Source organism: Shewanella sp. WXL01 (genome assembly GCF_012263345.1).
Taxonomy (GTDB): Bacteria; Pseudomonadota; Gammaproteobacteria; order Enterobacterales; family Shewanellaceae; genus Shewanella; species Shewanella maritima.
This window is the reverse complement of sequence record NZ_JAAIKQ010000005.1, coordinates 108,959-123,724: the sequence shown is the minus strand read 5'-3', so window position 1 is coordinate 123,724 and position 14,766 is coordinate 108,959. Positions and strand designations below refer to the sequence as shown.

General features: G+C 43.1%; 15 protein-coding genes. 3 read left to right on the top strand and 12 right to left on the bottom strand.

Annotated elements, in window-relative coordinates:
- Positions 1 to 16 precede the first annotated feature (16 nt).
- The gene (locus tag G3R49_RS13370) at positions 17 to 442 is read left to right on the top strand and encodes a MarR family winged helix-turn-helix transcriptional regulator (protein ID WP_130602737.1); all 426 of its coding nucleotides are present in this window, start codon (positions 17 to 19) and stop codon (positions 440 to 442) included.
- A 112-nt stretch (positions 443 to 554) separates the two neighbouring features.
- On the opposite strand, the gene G3R49_RS13365 is transcribed toward G3R49_RS13370, so the two are convergent.
- The 5 genes from G3R49_RS13365 to G3R49_RS13345 all read right to left on the bottom strand — a co-directional run bounded on the left by G3R49_RS13365 (position 555) and on the right by G3R49_RS13345 (position 4,144).
- Positions 555 to 1,673, bottom strand: a complete 1,119-nt coding sequence (locus G3R49_RS13365) for a GGDEF domain-containing protein (RefSeq protein WP_167870005.1) — start codon at positions 1,671 to 1,673, stop codon at positions 555 to 557.
- Between the two features lie 196 nt (positions 1,674 to 1,869).
- Complete coding sequence (locus G3R49_RS13360; RefSeq protein ID WP_130602741.1) at positions 1,870 to 2,274, bottom strand: CBS domain-containing protein; 405 nt, start codon at positions 2,272 to 2,274, stop codon at positions 1,870 to 1,872.
- Positions 2,271 to 2,621, bottom strand: coding sequence for a P-II family nitrogen regulator (locus tag G3R49_RS13355; RefSeq protein ID WP_167870004.1), 351 nt, complete (start codon positions 2,619 to 2,621; stop codon positions 2,271 to 2,273). Before G3R49_RS13355 ends, G3R49_RS13360 begins: the two co-directional genes overlap by 4 nt.
- Positions 2,611 to 3,393 (bottom strand): DUF1538 domain-containing protein, encoded by a 783-nt coding sequence (locus G3R49_RS13350; protein ID WP_167870003.1) that lies wholly within the window; start codon positions 3,391 to 3,393, stop codon positions 2,611 to 2,613. The genes G3R49_RS13355 and G3R49_RS13350 overlap by 11 nt, the downstream gene beginning before the upstream one ends.
- A gap of 13 nt (positions 3,394 to 3,406) precedes the next feature.
- The gene (locus tag G3R49_RS13345) at positions 3,407 to 4,144 is read right to left on the bottom strand and encodes a DUF1538 domain-containing protein (RefSeq protein WP_130602747.1); all 738 of its coding nucleotides are present in this window, start codon (positions 4,142 to 4,144) and stop codon (positions 3,407 to 3,409) included.
- A 297-nt stretch (positions 4,145 to 4,441) separates the two neighbouring features.
- On the opposite strand from G3R49_RS13345, the gene G3R49_RS13340 reads away from it, so the two are divergent.
- Entirely contained in the window at positions 4,442 to 5,533 is a 1,092-nt protein-coding gene (locus G3R49_RS13340) for an energy transducer TonB (protein WP_167870002.1), read from the top strand.
- Between the two features lie 302 nt (positions 5,534 to 5,835).
- On the opposite strand, the gene G3R49_RS13335 is transcribed toward G3R49_RS13340, so the two are convergent.
- From G3R49_RS13335 to G3R49_RS13315, 5 genes are all read right to left on the bottom strand, one after another.
- The gene (locus G3R49_RS13335) at positions 5,836 to 6,180 is read right to left on the bottom strand and encodes a hypothetical protein (protein ID WP_167870001.1); all 345 of its coding nucleotides are present in this window, start codon (positions 6,178 to 6,180) and stop codon (positions 5,836 to 5,838) included.
- Positions 6,181 to 6,583: 403 nt separating this feature from the next.
- A complete protein-coding gene (locus tag G3R49_RS13330) occupies positions 6,584 to 7,045 on the bottom strand; it encodes a CBS domain-containing protein (protein ID WP_167870000.1) in 462 nt (153 codons plus the stop codon).
- 97 nt (positions 7,046 to 7,142) lie between these two features.
- Positions 7,143 to 8,897, bottom strand: coding sequence for a GNAT family N-acyltransferase (locus tag G3R49_RS13325; protein WP_167869999.1), 1,755 nt, complete (start codon positions 8,895 to 8,897; stop codon positions 7,143 to 7,145).
- Positions 8,887 to 9,864, bottom strand: coding sequence for a UDP-2,3-diacylglucosamine diphosphatase (locus G3R49_RS13320; RefSeq protein ID WP_167869998.1), 978 nt, complete (start codon positions 9,862 to 9,864; stop codon positions 8,887 to 8,889). The genes G3R49_RS13325 and G3R49_RS13320 overlap by 11 nt, the downstream gene beginning before the upstream one ends.
- 358 nt (positions 9,865 to 10,222) lie before the next feature.
- Complete coding sequence (locus G3R49_RS13315; protein WP_167869997.1) at positions 10,223 to 11,257, bottom strand: Glu/Leu/Phe/Val dehydrogenase; 1,035 nt, start codon at positions 11,255 to 11,257, stop codon at positions 10,223 to 10,225.
- 310 nt (positions 11,258 to 11,567) lie between these two features.
- On the opposite strand from G3R49_RS13315, the gene G3R49_RS13310 reads away from it, so the two are divergent.
- Positions 11,568 to 12,008 carry a DUF4826 family protein gene (locus G3R49_RS13310; protein WP_130602761.1) on the top strand — a complete coding sequence of 147 codons (441 nt, stop codon included), beginning with the start codon at positions 11,568 to 11,570 and terminating at the stop codon, positions 12,006 to 12,008.
- A gap of 80 nt (positions 12,009 to 12,088) precedes the next feature.
- On the opposite strand, the gene G3R49_RS13305 is transcribed toward G3R49_RS13310, so the two are convergent.
- Both G3R49_RS13305 and purB read right to left on the bottom strand, forming a co-directional pair.
- The gene (locus G3R49_RS13305) at positions 12,089 to 13,234 is read right to left on the bottom strand and encodes a cupin domain-containing protein (protein WP_167869996.1); all 1,146 of its coding nucleotides are present in this window, start codon (positions 13,232 to 13,234) and stop codon (positions 12,089 to 12,091) included.
- 136 nt (positions 13,235 to 13,370) lie between these two features.
- Positions 13,371 to 14,741 (bottom strand): adenylosuccinate lyase, encoded by a 1,371-nt coding sequence (gene purB / locus G3R49_RS13300; RefSeq protein WP_167869995.1) that lies wholly within the window; start codon positions 14,739 to 14,741, stop codon positions 13,371 to 13,373.
- Between the last annotated feature and the right edge of the window lie 25 nt (positions 14,742 to 14,766).

Sequence of the window (14,766 nt, the reverse complement as noted above, 5' to 3'; positions counted from 1 at the left end):
TCATGAGGAGGTGGTGATGAAGCGTTATGAAAGCCTGAGCTATTTAGTTTCCCACTTGAACATCTCTCTTCAGCAGGAGTTAGATGATAGGTTAAAGCGTTATCAACTCGATATTAAGCTTTGGCCGGTGCTGTTTGCTTTGTGGGAGAAGCAAGGCCAGACGCAAACTGAGCTGTCAAAGCGTTGTGACGTTGCCAATTACACTATGACGCGGCTGCTTGACCAATTACAAGTTCAAGGCTTAATCACTCGCCATCAAGAAGCGGATAATCGCCGCGCATTTCAAATTTATTTAACTGACGATGCCAAAGCGCTAGAGCAAGATCTAGTGCAAGAGGCCGAATGGGTCAATGAACAATTCCTAGCGGCGTTAGATGAGCAAGAACAAGCTACATTGATTGCACTGCTTAATAAGATAAACGGGTTTAAGCAAGCGGAATAACTGTAGAGTAGTTTGTGACCGTTACCAGTTTAGTTAAAAATCATCTCTACCTGTTTTACTACTCTCGCAAATAAAGCGTTCAAAATTCTTTGAGCATCATTTACCACAAGCTTTATGCAACGTGATCTAAATAACTTTCTACGCGGTTACGACCGTTTTCCTTTGCTCTGTACAGCGCTTTGTCTGCTTGGATCAATAAGTCTTTAAATTCTGTATGTTTGTCGTGAGCATTAATGAACCCAAAACTGGCTGTGCAGATTAATTCTGTTTGCTCGCCCTCAGCTTGAGCCCCCGGAGTTAAGACACCAAGGTTAATCTTGGTATCAGCTATCGCTTTGCGCAGTTTCTCGGCTTTAGTACGACAAAGTTCAAATGTAGTATTTGGCATTAATACCACAAATTCCTCGCCGCCAATACGTGCAACGCTGGCATCTGCAGGGCTATTTTCGATTAAGGTTTGGCTAACGGCTTTCAAACATTTATCACCATTGATGTGACCGTATTTATCATTAATCTTTTTGAAGTGGTCAATGTCCAATAGCACCAATGAAAACGGCTTATTCGACGCTTGGTACTGTGCAAATAAGTGGTTGCCCGTGATAAAAAATTGGTGGCGGTTCATCAATTGCGTGAGCGAATCTGTAGAGGCTTGAAGAACGAGTTGTTTCTCATTTGAGTCAATTTGCTTGGCAAAGTAGTTGAGCACAAAAATTACCTCAATCATATTTACCAAAATGACTGATTGATACAGCATATGATTTGTTGTTTCAGTTAGCAGCAGTAGTGGGTCAGCATTCGTGGTGTTTTCGCAATACAAAAACAGAATGACCGCTATAACGCTAAGCAACAGTTTTTCAGCGCGTTCATTGAGTTCAAAGAGTAAAAACACTCCTGTGGGCACTAAAAAGAAATACAGATGGAAACCGCTGTCTTTCGTCATGTAAACAAAGGTACAAACTAAAAGATGCGCCATCAGTACGCCAAAAAACCAAATTTTAGCTAGTTTGGCTTGCTGCAACAGGCTGAAAGCTAAAGTTGCAAAATACGCACAGGTGAAGCCGAAGTTTATTAGCCCGACTTGTAGGTTGTTAATTGCAAAAAGGAAAAACAGCGTGTAACCAAAGGAAATCCCAGTGGTGATCAGCGCAATAATGTTGGTGGTTTTAATGCGGTTGGCTGATGAAAAAGCTTGTCCTTGAGTGCCAAGGTTTATAAGAGGAGCTAACGGCATAAGCGAATTGATAATAAATTGTTAATATCTGCTTAATGTAGCAGTTTAATCGCGCTATTGCATTAGCATGGGGTTGTTTGACGTATGCGGTGGTGTTGTATGTAGACCATAGCAGTCTTTGAAGAAAAAACGCGGCCAGTGGCCGCATACGATTGAATAGATAAGCTTATTAGTTAGCTTAGGTACTGACGACAAATTACTTTTGAGAACACATGCCTTTCAATACAATATCGTCATAAGAAACAAAGCCTAAAATCTTACCATTCTCGATAACTGGCGCTTTATTAATGTCAAAGCGCTCAAACAAACGGGCTGTGTATCTTACATCCATTTCTGCAGGGACAGAGAACACTGGTTTATTCATAATTTCATAGATGTTGGTCCGCTCAGGCGACTTATCAACGGCAAGTACCTTACGGGCAATGTCCGACAGTAACACCATGCCATATTCGTCGTGATCGTGGCGCTTTTCAACGATTAAGATATTGACTTGATTAGTGGTAGCAACATTAATTGCCTCTGCCACAGTGCGCATGCCATCGACATAAGCGAAATTATTATTGAGTACATCTTTGTTAAATACTGGCTTACGAGTATTCATATTTGGTCCTCTATCTCTTTGCTGAGTTCTTCTACCTGATGGGCGACGCCGACCGCGTCCTCAACGTCTAGTTGAATAGCAATACCTTTACCTGAATTAGTGTCGAACTCACCAACGGTAGATATGGTTTCAAGAATGTGGCGGCTCATGTGCTCTTCAACGAGAAATAAAATCACATCTCGTTGGATGTCTAAGCCCAGACCCATAAAGGTTTTACGTTTCTTGATACCCTCACCACGGGCATGGTTGATGACCGTAGCGCCGGTCGCTCCGGCTTCTCTCGCGGCATCCATCACTTTATCTGTGCAATCGTCGTCAACGAACGCGATAATGAGTTTAAAGCGCATCTTGTTGCTCCTTAGCAGACTTGTCTTTATTAATAAATTCGACCAACTGGGCGTAGCCCATTACTGTGATCATTGGAAATAAACTGGCAAATGCGATTAATCCAAAGCCATCAATTAGCGGGTTACGACCCTCAACATTGGTAGCAAGTCCTAATCCTAATGCTGCTACAAGTGGTACTGTGACCGTAGAGGTGGTTACGCCGCCGCTATCATAGGCGAGGGGAATAATCATTTTGGGTGCGAAAAACGTTTGGATCACTACGATGACGTAACCCGCCATAATGTAGTAATGAATTGGGTCGCCCACCACGATGCGAAAGCAGCCAAGCGAAATCCCCATAGCCACACCAATCGCCACAGAGATCCTAAGTCCCTGAATGCCAATGGTTCCACCGGATACTTCATTAGCCTTAATCGCAACCGCAATCAATGAGGGCTCAGCGATTGTGGTACTAAAGCCAATGGCCGCAGCGAAGATATATACCCACATGTAATCTTGCCAAATATAAGGGCCGCCGCTGCCATCAGGGTGTAAAAAACTCGGGCTAGTTAGCTGATCTGCCATCGACTCACCAATAGGGAATAGCGCCATTTCTAAACCCACTAAGAAGAATGTCAGTCCAATAATCACGTAGATAAACCCGAGAATAACGGTTTTGACATTGGTAATACGGCGCTTTAATACCCCAAGCTGAAATCCAAATAAGATAACCGCAATTGGAATAACGTCGCGAGCAGTCAACAGTAAGGTTTCAAATAATTGTTCAATCATTAGCTGCTCCTTACTAGCTTAAAAAGACCATGCCGTAAATCAGCACGAATATCATCGGACTTAGGCTGGCAAAAGCGATCAAACCAAAACCATCCAACATGGGGTTACGCCCTTTAATGACGGTGGCTAGACCGACACCCAGCGCGGTGACCAGAGGCACAGTAATGGTTGAGGTGGTGACGCCGCCAGAGTCATAAGCGATACCAATAATATTGGCTGGCGCAAAGCTTGTCAGCACCATTACCAAAATGTAGCCTCCAATAATCAGATAATGGATAGGCCAACCTTTGATAATGCGAATAACACCAAGCAAAATCGCCAACCCAACAGACAAAGCAACGGTAAACCTAAGCCCCATTGCGTAATCATCCATGGCTTGCTCAGTTGAGCCGATAGCGCCTGATTCTGCGGCAACCTCAGCCGCTTCATTAGCGACCGCGGTTAATGCAGGCTCAGCCAGCGTAGTACCAAAGCCTAACGAGAATGAGAAAATGACTAGCCAGAACAAGCTACCTTTTTGTGCAAGTGCATGGGCAAGTGACTCGCCGATAGGGAATAGCCCCATTTCTAAGCCAAATACAAAAAACGTTAAACCGAGTACGATAAATACTAGGCCAATCAGAATACTACCTAAATGGTCGGGAGCTTGTTGCAGCACAAATACTTCAAAAAAGCCGACAACGAGGATGATAGGAACAAGATCTTTAAAGCTTGAAAATAATGCGCTGAATAGCTTCATTATTGCGGGCATGCATTCTCCTGCTAGGCAAATTTTAAGGTTAATTTAAGTTTGCCAGCTGTTAACTTTATTGCAACAGGAGGTGGTGGGTATTTGTTATTTATTTGATGCAAATCAAAAACATTTTATGTTGGAGTTTGCTAGGCAGGAAGTGAAGTGCAAGTTATTATTTTGCTGTATTGCAAGTTTGTGCGGGATATTTGTTTACTTAAGCGTAAATGTATCAGAGCCAATATGATGATTGCTTGTAAAGCAGTGATTTGATAGTGTCATCAATTCACGGAAGATTATAAAAAATAGGGAATATTAATGCCTTATAAACTCTTACTCGCCTTATCGATGACTTCTGCGTTAAGCACATTTGCTTTTGCTGAATCCAATGACCTACCTAGTAGCCCTAGTTTAAGTGAGGTATATGGGCTGTACCAACAAGCTGTCGTTGATAAGGACGCCACCCAAGCGCTAGTTTTAGCTCGCCAAGCCCACGAGATTGGTCTGAGTTCACTAAATGAAATGGACATCACGCTAGCCTACTTAAAGATGAACCTCGCAAATTTGCTGATTTCTGAACAGCAGGACATTGACCAAGTAGAGCCTCTATTCGAACAATCATTGGCTATATATCGACATGTTCACAAAGACGATGCGATAGAGCTTATCGATCCCTTGTTAGCACTCGGCGAAGCCACTAAGGATAGTAAACTTGCTAAAGTGCTATTTGATGAAGCTCTTGATATAACGGAGGATGCAGGTAATCCGGTGCTTCATGCGAACGTATTAATGGCAGCGTTCAATAGCTTGGTTAACACTCGCTATTACTCACGTTCTGTATCAAGGTATCCGTCTAAAGCGTTGGTTATTTACGAGCAGCATGTCCCTGAAAATGCTGAAGCTAGAATTGAAGCAACATTTTTAGCGGCCAAAGTTAAACAAGCGCATGGTGACTTGAAAGATGCTGCTGAGCACTTTGATGTAGTGATTAAATCGGTTAAAGGGTTGGGATATACACATCCATACGAGTTAGCTTCTCACGCGCAATTAGTGTCGGTATATGAACAACTCGGTAAAAGAGAAGTTGCAACCCAACACTGTTTAGCTATCGGGGCTATGCAACCTTGGGATATGAATCAAGATCAGTTGCCATTACACAGAGTCCATCCTGATTACCCTCTGAGTTACGCACAGAGGAGTAAAGAAGGATGGGTACAAATGGAGCTGGTTATTGATGAAAATGGCTTTGTCAGGGATATTACAATTGAAGACTCCCACGGTGGTTCGAAGTTTGAGAAAGAAGCGATTAAAGCGGTAAAGCAATGGCGCTACGCTCCAAAGTTTGAAAATGGTAAAGCGGTAAGTGCGACAACACGTACTCGCTTAGATTACACCTTGTCTCGATCGTAACCAGCTTAGTTGAATTGGACATGACAAATACGGTAAAAGTAATCGCCCCAACAAAGCAGGCGTTAGCTACCGAACTTGGGGAACACAGTATTTATTTGTTCATTGAATATCATCGACCTACTTTAATTGAAAAGAAAGTGGGATGATGAAGTTTATGATTGTACTCGTCCAAGACATTGTCATGGAAAACTAATCTTCGTTATTCTTTAAAGAGCTGAGCTAAGGTGTTAGTTCAGCTCATATTGAAAATTCACATCCTGTACTGAGATTCGGTGTTAGTGTATCGGTTATTAAATACTCAGTTAAAAGTTTAACCACAATATACAAACTCCAATAGCCGTTGCTAGTGTTGCTGCCTCCATAAGGCGCTTACTGTCGATAAAATGCTGTTTGCCCTGTTTAAGTGTTGCCATCAATTCATCTTGTTTATAAACGCGGCAACTTAATAAATCCGATTGACCATCCAATAACAGTTGAAGTTTACATGAACTGCCATTGCTGAGTTTGATCTTGTGGGTACTGTTGACGCCAAAATTAAATTTGCGTGATACTAACTTACCATTCACAAATACACTTTCTAGTCCACACCAGTTGCTGACTTTTAGCAAGATATCTTGTTGATTAAACTGATAATTAAACGTCACCATAAATCCCACCTTGTCAACTAATGCCATGTTTGTCATGGCATGCAACGAGCAAATTCAATAGTCAAAGCTTGGTAGATATCAGCTGGAATTCAAGCAATAAAATGTCATAGATTGCTATCTTGTTGCTGCTAAACAAAATTTATTTTTTCTACGTGCTGTCTTGATTTTCTCTGTTTTTGACCTTGGTAAAAATAGATGACGCATCGAGTTGATTGGGTTTGCTTTTTGACGTGCTTGGTTCAGGAAAAGGAAGGTGCTTGTTTCTCGCCAAGCTTAAAGCTGTTGAGGTAATACAAAAAACTGGTGCTAATTTAGCTAACTGCAAAAGGTTACTTGAATACGCGCGGAAATTGTATTAAAGCGTTGCTAGCTCGCTTAAGCGCTATACACAGGCAGTATAGTTTTACGCATTAATCACAAGGTACACGCTTAACAGATCTTTCCAGGTGATAATACCAATTACCTTGTCGTCCTCGACAACAGGTAAGCTGCCAATCTTGTGCTCCAGCAATACTTCAGTGGCTGTTTTGATACTTGTATTGGGAGATATCGTGATTGGGTTGTGGCTCATCACCTGATGTACGCGCTGTTCCAGTGTACGCGTGTCTCTGGCAAACTCCGCCGCTGTACCAATACGCGGACTAAGGGCTGCGAGATAATCACGATAAGATAATAAACCAACAAGTTTGTTATCTTCTAATACAAGCAAGTGATTAAAGCTAACGTTCTCGAAGATGGTGCGAATGACATGCAGGCGATCATCAAGGTCAACGGTGACAATGCGCGTTGTCATGATATCTTTTACTAACGCCGAATTGGCACTTTTAGCTGCTAGGGTTGAAATTTGCTCTGCATTTAGGGTCATATGGTTTCACCTATGCTAAACCGCATAATATAACTTGTTTGATAATCATACAGTTAAGCATAGGACGGCGACTAGTACTTTGACAATGTTTATTCGCTTATTGTGTCGGGCATAAATACTTCTGACGTTTGTTGGGCTTAAGCTGGTTTACATCAACAAGGACCAAGCCGTCGATGCAGTCACCAAAATCGGGATCTGTGCCAAAGTCGATAAACTTAACTCCATCATTGTCACATAGCTCTGCATATTGCTTGAATAGCGTGGGTACTGATACGCCCATATTGGCAAGTGTCCTTTTTAAAATTTTAAAGTTTTCGCTATAGTTAGCGCCGCAAAAAACTTGCGCTAGTTCTCGCTGTTTTACTTGAGGTAATTGGTAAGGCTTGAATGAGTGAGCTAGCCCTTGAGTATCGGCAAATTGACTTTGATAGAAGTAAGTCATTAGCTCTTTAGCGTGTTGAGGGTAGCTTGCACTAAGAGATACAGGTCCAAACAGATAGCGATATTGCGGGTTTTTAGTTAAAAAAGCACCTATGCCTAGCCATAAGTATTCTAATGAGCGACGTCCCCAGTATTTAGGTTGCACAAAGCTTCGGCCAAGCTCTAGTCCTCGCTCGAAGTATGGCTCAAAGCTTGATGAGTACTTAAATAGCGTTTGGCTATAAAGCCCTAAACTCGAATTATCGACGCTACTTTTTGCACATGCAAAGCGGTATGCACCAACAATTTCTAAGTCGTCTTTATCCCACAAAACCAAGTGCAGATAGTGGCTGTCATATCGGTCGATATCACGCTTTTTGCCCGTTCCTTCACCTACAGCGCGAAAGGCGACTTCTCTAAGCCTGCCAATTTCGCGCATTATTGGACTACTCTGTTCGTGGCGATATAAGTAGATTTGCTTGTTATCGGGTGTTTCTCCTAAATGCTCACATTGCTTAAGTGCGTGCTGAATAGCCTGTTTTGACTCCGGGTGCGCGATGGCTTTTTGGGTATTAAAAATAGGGTCGCGACCTTTACCCACACGATAGAGGTGATTTTTAAGTAACTTGACCTGGGTTTTAATTGGAAAGTCTTTTTGGCTGACCACTTCTTTCGCGATAAGCTCACCGATTTTTACCGGTAGTGTTTTATTTGTTTGCTTAAACATCTCTTTTACCAATAGCAGGCTGGCTAATGGCTTGTAGATCATCGAAGTGCTGTAAAAGGCCGCTGAGTTCTTGGCGTTGACATAGATAGGTAGCAGGGGAGCATCACAGCTCCTTGCAATTCGTAAAAATCCAGTATGCCATTTTAAGTCCGTGACACCGTGTGGACGCAGACGCGATACTTCACCTGCAGGAAAAATTAATACTGCACCTTCATTGTTTAAATGCTGATGAATTTCATTTAGGTGTTGTTTTGGCGTGCCGCCAGTCATGTTTCGTACTGGTAATAAAATGGAGTGTAAGGGCTTAATTGCCATGAGCAGTTCATTGGCAACAACCTTAATATCAGGGCGAAATTGGCTGATTAGCTTAATTAACACTAACGCATCCATCGACCCTATTGGGTGATTGGCATAGATGACAACTCTACCTTCTGAAGGGATGTTTTCCACCTCTTTGTCAGGCACTGTATAGCTAACATTAAACGTCGCTAGCACTTGCTCAACAAAGTCGACGCCTTGCAAATGAGCAAATTGCTCAGCAAAGGTGTTGCATTGCTCTTCGTGGAGTAAATACTTAAGCATGGCTTTGGTTGGTTTTGCTAGCCAAGGTGAAGCTTCGATGCGTGGAAAGCTTTGTTTGACGATTTGCTCTACATTGAGAAGTGCATTGTTATTGTTGTTTTCTTGCTCGTTATTAAGCAACATGTCGATCACCTTGTTGTGGCTTAGTTGGTTCTATTTCATTAGATTGTGAGATTGAAAACATGATGCTGCTTAACGGTTTAAGCCCTGAGAGCTTCTCTTCCCATTTGAGTAAATGGAAATCTCCGCTAGGGCATTCAGCTATAACAGTGCAGTTCTCAACCCAGTCGCCGTCGTTGGCGTAGATGATGGCGCGGTCATTAATTAAATTGTGTGAAAGTTCAGGCTGATGAATGTGGCCACACACCACAAGATCAGCGCCTTGTTTACGTCCATAAGCCAAAGCTGCCGTCTTGAACTGATTGATTGCAGCTTGTGCTTTTGAGACGCGCTGTTTGACATAGCCAGCTAATGACCAATAGGAATAACCAAACAAGCTTCTTGCCTTGTGTAGGCCACGGTTAAGCCACAACAACACGTCATATAAACGGTCACCAAGCTTGGCATAGAAAGGGTGAATTCCGACCTCGGAATCGAATTGGTCGCCATGGATCAGCAGGCAACGTTTACCTTGCTTAGATACATGCATGTGCTCTTGTTTAATCGTGATGCCTCTAAAGTAACTGTCAGAGTATGCTTTAAAAGCTTCATCATGGTTGCCCGGTATGTAGAACACTTGCGTGTCAGTATCTGCAGCAATCTGCATGATTTTTTGTAGTACACGCTGGTGTGGTTCAGGCCAATATACACGGCGCTTTAATGCCCAAATATCAACAATATCGCCGACTAAATACAGGTAATCACACTGAGCTTGTTCAAGCAGTTGCAATAAGAACTCGGCCTTACAATCTGGCGTGCCTAAATGCACGTCAGATATCCAAAGCGCATGATATTGATTGGACTTGCAAGAACTCGTTGATTGAAAAGGAGAGGGCAGGTGAGATACGCTCGTTTGTTCTTTCTGTGAAATGCTGTTGGGTTGTGAAATGCTTTGGTGCTGAGAATTGTGCTGACGCTTGACTTGATTCATGCTGTGCATAGCCAATCCATTCTGTGGCAAAGTTTCACCAAGAATAAAAAGCAAAATTGACAGCTACATGAAACCCTTGTTGCATTTTTATTAAACTGTAGATTATACCAATTAGCACAAAAACGTGATCATTCTTACTGGTTACATCTTATTGGTAAAAAAGGCTTATAACTTCGTTAGAAATTTTGTAGGTAGAGCAACTAGCTAGCTTCAATTTCCGCCTTGTTCTAAGCGATTTTTCCTGCGTAATCTCTGACCACTTATTTATCCCAATTGGTATTATAAAAAAGGAGACCCTGAGGTCTCCTTATAAGTATGTGTACAGCTAGCTTTTTCGCAGAATCAGCTCTTTGCAGAACTAACGCTTTGCCGAATCAATGATGGCTTTTGCCATTTCATCAGCAACGTCAGCCGTAGTGCGATTTTGCTCATCTGCGGCGGCAAAAATCTTGATTAGCGTATTGTAAATTTGCTCTACCTTGGCAGTCGAAGCCGCTTCGTCATAGTTATTCTCAAACGAAACATTGATAATACCACCAGCGTTAATCACATAATCTGGTGCGTATAGAATGCCAAGTTCTTTTAGCTTTTCACCGTGACGAGGCTCAGCTAGCTGGTTGTTGGCACAACCGGCAACAATAGATGCTTTTAGCATTGGGATTGTGGTGTCGTTGATAGTTGCACCAAGGGCACAAGGCGCGTAAACATCGACGTCTTGATGATAGATATCGTTAGGCGCTACCACGGTTGCGCCGAACTCAGTTGCTACTTTATCTAGCGACTCCTGGTGAATATCAGTAACGATAAGCTTGGCGCCTTCTTCATGTAGGTGCTTACATAAGTAGTAACCTACGTGACCCACGCCTTGTACAGAAATCGTTAGACCTTCTAGGCTATCTAGGCCTTTTTGATGCTTAACCGCTGCTTTAATGCCTAGATATGTACCAAGCGCCGTGAATGGTGATGGGTCGCCTGATTTTCCCTCAAGGCCTGCGACGAATTCAGTTTCGCGGTTAGCGATCATAATATCAGCGGTAGATACACCAACATCTTCAGCAGAGTAGTAACTGCCACCTAATTTGTTGATGAAGCGACCAAATGCAAGGAATAAAGCTTCACGTTCTTGGGTTTTCGGATCGGCAAGAATAACTGCTTTGCCGCCACCCATTTCTAGGCCAGCGAGGGCATTTTTGTAAGTCATGCCACGAGATAAGCGCAGAACATCATTGAGTGCTTCGTCATCCGAGTCGTAATTCCACATACGACAGCCGCCAACTGCTGGGCCTAGGTTGGTATTATGAACTGCAATAATGGCTTTTAGGCCGCTTTGTTTGTCATGGCAGAACACCACATTTTCGTGTTCATCGAACGAGACATGATTAAATACCGTCACGTGCATTCTCCGCTTGCGATAAAAATTTGTTAGCGTGAGGCTAACACCTACTTGTTATATTTATTGCAGCAAGATAGCATCTAGGAATAATCTCAACAAAGTTTGACAGGGTTATTTTTGTGATCTACGTGGCAATTTTGCTTGCCACTTTACGTAAACGTAAAGAAGTTGATGAATTCCATTCAATTTTGACTAAGTTAGCCGCAAAACTCCGATTGTTATTTCTTGGTTGGTAGCCTCATTATTGAGGAATTTTTGAATATCGTGCTCAGCGAGATTTGTAAAGTATAACAATAAGATAGGAAGTATTATGAGTGAAGAAGCAGTAGAACTGACTCCAGAGCAAATTCAAGAGCAGGAAGCGTTAAGAGCACAATGGGTGCGTGAACATTTTCAAAAGGCGAATAAGTTTTTAGCCGAGAAAGGCGTGATCCCAACAAAAGTTCATACCGAAGAAAGCCGTTACCTAGCGCCATACTTAGCTGTATGGAAAATGGATGCTAAGCAGCCTAAGAAACAAACATTCTGGGTAATGTCTGGTGATTTACCGTCAGATTATGTTGATGTAAAAGTGGCGGCAACAGCCCGTGATGCACTGCGTCACTTTTCAATGATGTGGCAGCTAAAGGCTGAAAATCTACATCAATCTGGTTTAACCCAAGATAAAACTCAACGTGAGTTTGCCAATCTGTTGGTCTCACGTGCTGAGAGTTTGTATCACATGCACAATGACGACAAATTGTGGGGTTAACAAATAGCGGGGCAAATTACCCAAGCTTGTAATTGTTATAACCATAAATAGGGCGCCAATTGGCGCCCTATTTATGTCTGTTATCTGCGGCTCTCACTACTCTGCAAGATATAAAAGCCTTGGCTAAGCAGCTGGGTAAAGAGTGTTTGTAGCTGTGGCTCCGCATCAATTAGTGCTAGTGCTTGCTCAGATGTAAAACTCACTTGATTGGTGAGCAGTGTAAGCGTTTCAGCATTTAATTCATTAAGCTCAAATACTTCACCATTAACGAAAATACGCTGAGCGCTGTCATCTTCGAGTTTGAGCACTTTGAGGCCGCCAATGCGGCTGATAGTTGCACCTTGCGTCAGAGCATCGATGAGCTCTTGCTCAGTTATCGATTCATCTGGGCAGATATCTAGCTCAAAGCGGTTTTGACTAAGCAGCTTACCCATCATGGTTTGATAAGCTTGCGGGTTGTTTGCTAGCTCAGCTAATAGCTTCATGATGCCTTGCTGGTGGGAGGTAGACACAACACCAGGGCTTGATGGTTCATCATTTGACGTAAATCGCTGACTGCCAAGGTTGTTGTCAATAAAGTAATCTGCAAGTTCGTTGACTACTTCTTGCTGACTAGGGGCGCGAAAACCGATTGAATAGCTCATGGCAGTCGTTAGGGTTTCACCGCAATGTGGGTATCCAGGTGGAATGTATAAAATATCGCCTGCTTGTAATACTTCGTCGATAATTGGTTCAAAGTCTTCAATTAGCGGTGAGTTTGGGTTGTTGTCTCGTTGCTGATAGTTGCCAAGATCGCCAACGCGCCAGCGGCGCTCACCTTCGCCTTGAATAATGAATACATCATAATTATCAATGTGTGGGCCGACTCCACCTTTTGGCGTGGCAAATGACGCCATAAGATCATCAAAACGCCAGTCGGGGATAAAACGAAACGCTTCGACTAATGGCTGTGAGTCTGGATACCAGTGATTGACGGCTTGCACTAGCAATTGCCAGTTTTGTTCACCATATTCACTGTAGTCTTCAAATGGACCGTGGATAACATCCCAACCATCAGCTGTTGTGTTTACCACACGTGATGCAATGTCTTCTTCACACGCCAGTCCCGCAAGCTCTTCAGCGCTGATCGGGTCAACGAAATCTTTAAATGCGCCGCGAAGTAGTACTGGCTTTTTCTGCCAGGTGTTTGCCAGGAACTCGTTTATGTCGAAGGTTAGTTGATACATACAAGACTCGTTTATGGTGCTGAAAATATGGATTAGTGTCGGGCTTTATCGCTTAGGGTTAGCGAATAAAAATGGCGGCATCATAGATACCGCCATTGTCTTAGCTTATTGCTTTGTTATTGAGTTAAACAGGCTGTTAGCCTAGCTCAGCAACAAATGCTTCAGCGCGGCCAATGTAGTTAGCTGGAGTCATTTTCTTCAGCTCAACTTTTACTGCGTCTGGCAGCTCAAGACCATCGATGAATACCGCTAGTTGGTCACCGTCGATACGCTTACCACGAGTCAGCTCTTTAAGCTTCTCATATGGTTTTTCGATACCGTAGCGGCGCATAACTGTTTGCACTGGCTCAGCCAATACTTCCCAGTTTGCATCTAGCTCAGCAAGTAGTGACTCTTCGTTAACTTGGAGCTTGCTCATGCCTTTTAGGGTTGCTTGGTACGCAATTAGCGAGTGCGCCATACCTACACCTAGGTTACGTAGCACTGTTGAGTCTGTAAGATCACGCTGCCAGCGAGAAACAGGCAATTTAGCGGCTAAGTGTTGCATTAACGCATTGGCAATACCTAGGTTACCTTCAGAGTTTTCAAAGTCGATTGGGTTAACTTTGTGTGGCATGGTTGAAGAACCAATTTCACCAGCGATAGTGCGTTGCTTGAAGTGGCCTAATGCAATGTAACCCCAGATATCGCGATCAAAGTCGATCAAGATAGTGTTGAAACGTGCTACTGCATCAAATAGCTCAGCGATGTAATCGTGTGGCTCAATTTGCGTTGTATATGCATTCCAGTTAATGCCTAGGCTAGTCACAAAGCGCTGTGAAAGCTCATGCCAGTTAACTTCTGGGTATGCAGATAGGTGAGCGTTGTAGTTACCTACCGCGCCATTAATCTTACCCATGATTTCAACTGCGTTGATTTGGTTTAATTGGCGCTCTAAACGGATTGCCACGTTCGCCATTTCTTTACCAAGCGTTGTTGGTGATGCTGGCTGGCCGTGGGTACGAGACATCATAGGCACAGACTTGTTGTCGCGAGCAATCTGCTTAATGCCGTCAACGATTTGTTGGCAGTAAGGCACAAGTACTTGCTCACGCGCTTCTTTAAGCATTAAAGCGTGTGACAGGTTGTTGATGTCTTCAGAAGTACAAGCAAAGTGAACAAACTCATCAATTGCCGCTAACTCTGCATTGTCTGCGATTTTTTCTTTAATGAAGTACTCAACCGCTTTAACGTCGTGGTTGGTGGTGCTTTCAATGGTTTTAACGCGAAGTGCATCTTCTTCAGAGAAATTGTCTTTAATGCTGTCTAGCAAAGTCAGTGCTTCTTCGCTAAATGGCGGTACTTCTTCAATTTCTGGGCAGCTAGATAACAGCTTTAACCAGTTGATTTCAACTTGTACGCGGTACTTAGTTAAACCAAACTCGCTGAAAATAGCGCGTAGAGAGGCTGTTTTACTACCGTAACGGCCGTCTACTGGCGAGATAGCTGTTAATGCGGAAAGATCCATTTTAAGCTCCTTAATGAACTTTCTG

What these genes read in the sequence shown, in the direction of transcription:
- G3R49_RS13330 (WP_167870000.1), bottom strand. Translation starts at nt 7,045, where the DNA reads ATGACCCTAAATGCAGAGCAAATTTCAACCCTAGCAGCTAAAAGTGCC.
- G3R49_RS13310 (WP_130602761.1), top strand. Translation starts at nt 11,568, where the DNA reads ATGAGTGAAGAAGCAGTAGAACTGACTCCAGAGCAAATTCAAGAGCAG.
- G3R49_RS13365 (WP_167870005.1), bottom strand. Translation starts at nt 1,673, where the DNA reads ATGCCGTTAGCTCCTCTTATAAACCTTGGCACTCAAGGACAAGCTTTT.
- G3R49_RS13370 (WP_130602737.1), top strand. Translation starts at nt 17, where the DNA reads ATGAAGCGTTATGAAAGCCTGAGCTATTTAGTTTCCCACTTGAACATC.
- G3R49_RS13305 (WP_167869996.1), bottom strand. Translation starts at nt 13,234, where the DNA reads ATGTATCAACTAACCTTCGACATAAACGAGTTCCTGGCAAACACCTGG.
- G3R49_RS13340 (WP_167870002.1), top strand. Translation starts at nt 4,442, where the DNA reads ATGCCTTATAAACTCTTACTCGCCTTATCGATGACTTCTGCGTTAAGC.
- G3R49_RS13360 (WP_130602741.1), bottom strand. Translation starts at nt 2,274, where the DNA reads ATGAATACTCGTAAGCCAGTATTTAACAAAGATGTACTCAATAATAAT.
- G3R49_RS13350 (WP_167870003.1), bottom strand. Translation starts at nt 3,393, where the DNA reads ATGATTGAACAATTATTTGAAACCTTACTGTTGACTGCTCGCGACGTT.
- G3R49_RS13355 (WP_167870004.1), bottom strand. Translation starts at nt 2,621, where the DNA reads ATGCGCTTTAAACTCATTATCGCGTTCGTTGACGACGATTGCACAGAT.
- G3R49_RS13325 (WP_167869999.1), bottom strand. Translation starts at nt 8,897, where the DNA reads ATGTTGCTTAATAACGAGCAAGAAAACAACAATAACAATGCACTTCTC.
- G3R49_RS13320 (WP_167869998.1), bottom strand. Translation starts at nt 9,864, where the DNA reads ATGAATCAAGTCAAGCGTCAGCACAATTCTCAGCACCAAAGCATTTCA.
- G3R49_RS13345 (WP_130602747.1), bottom strand. Translation starts at nt 4,144, where the DNA reads ATGCCCGCAATAATGAAGCTATTCAGCGCATTATTTTCAAGCTTTAAA.
- purB (WP_167869995.1), bottom strand. Translation starts at nt 14,741, where the DNA reads ATGGATCTTTCCGCATTAACAGCTATCTCGCCAGTAGACGGCCGTTAC.
- G3R49_RS13335 (WP_167870001.1), bottom strand. Translation starts at nt 6,180, where the DNA reads ATGGTGACGTTTAATTATCAGTTTAATCAACAAGATATCTTGCTAAAA.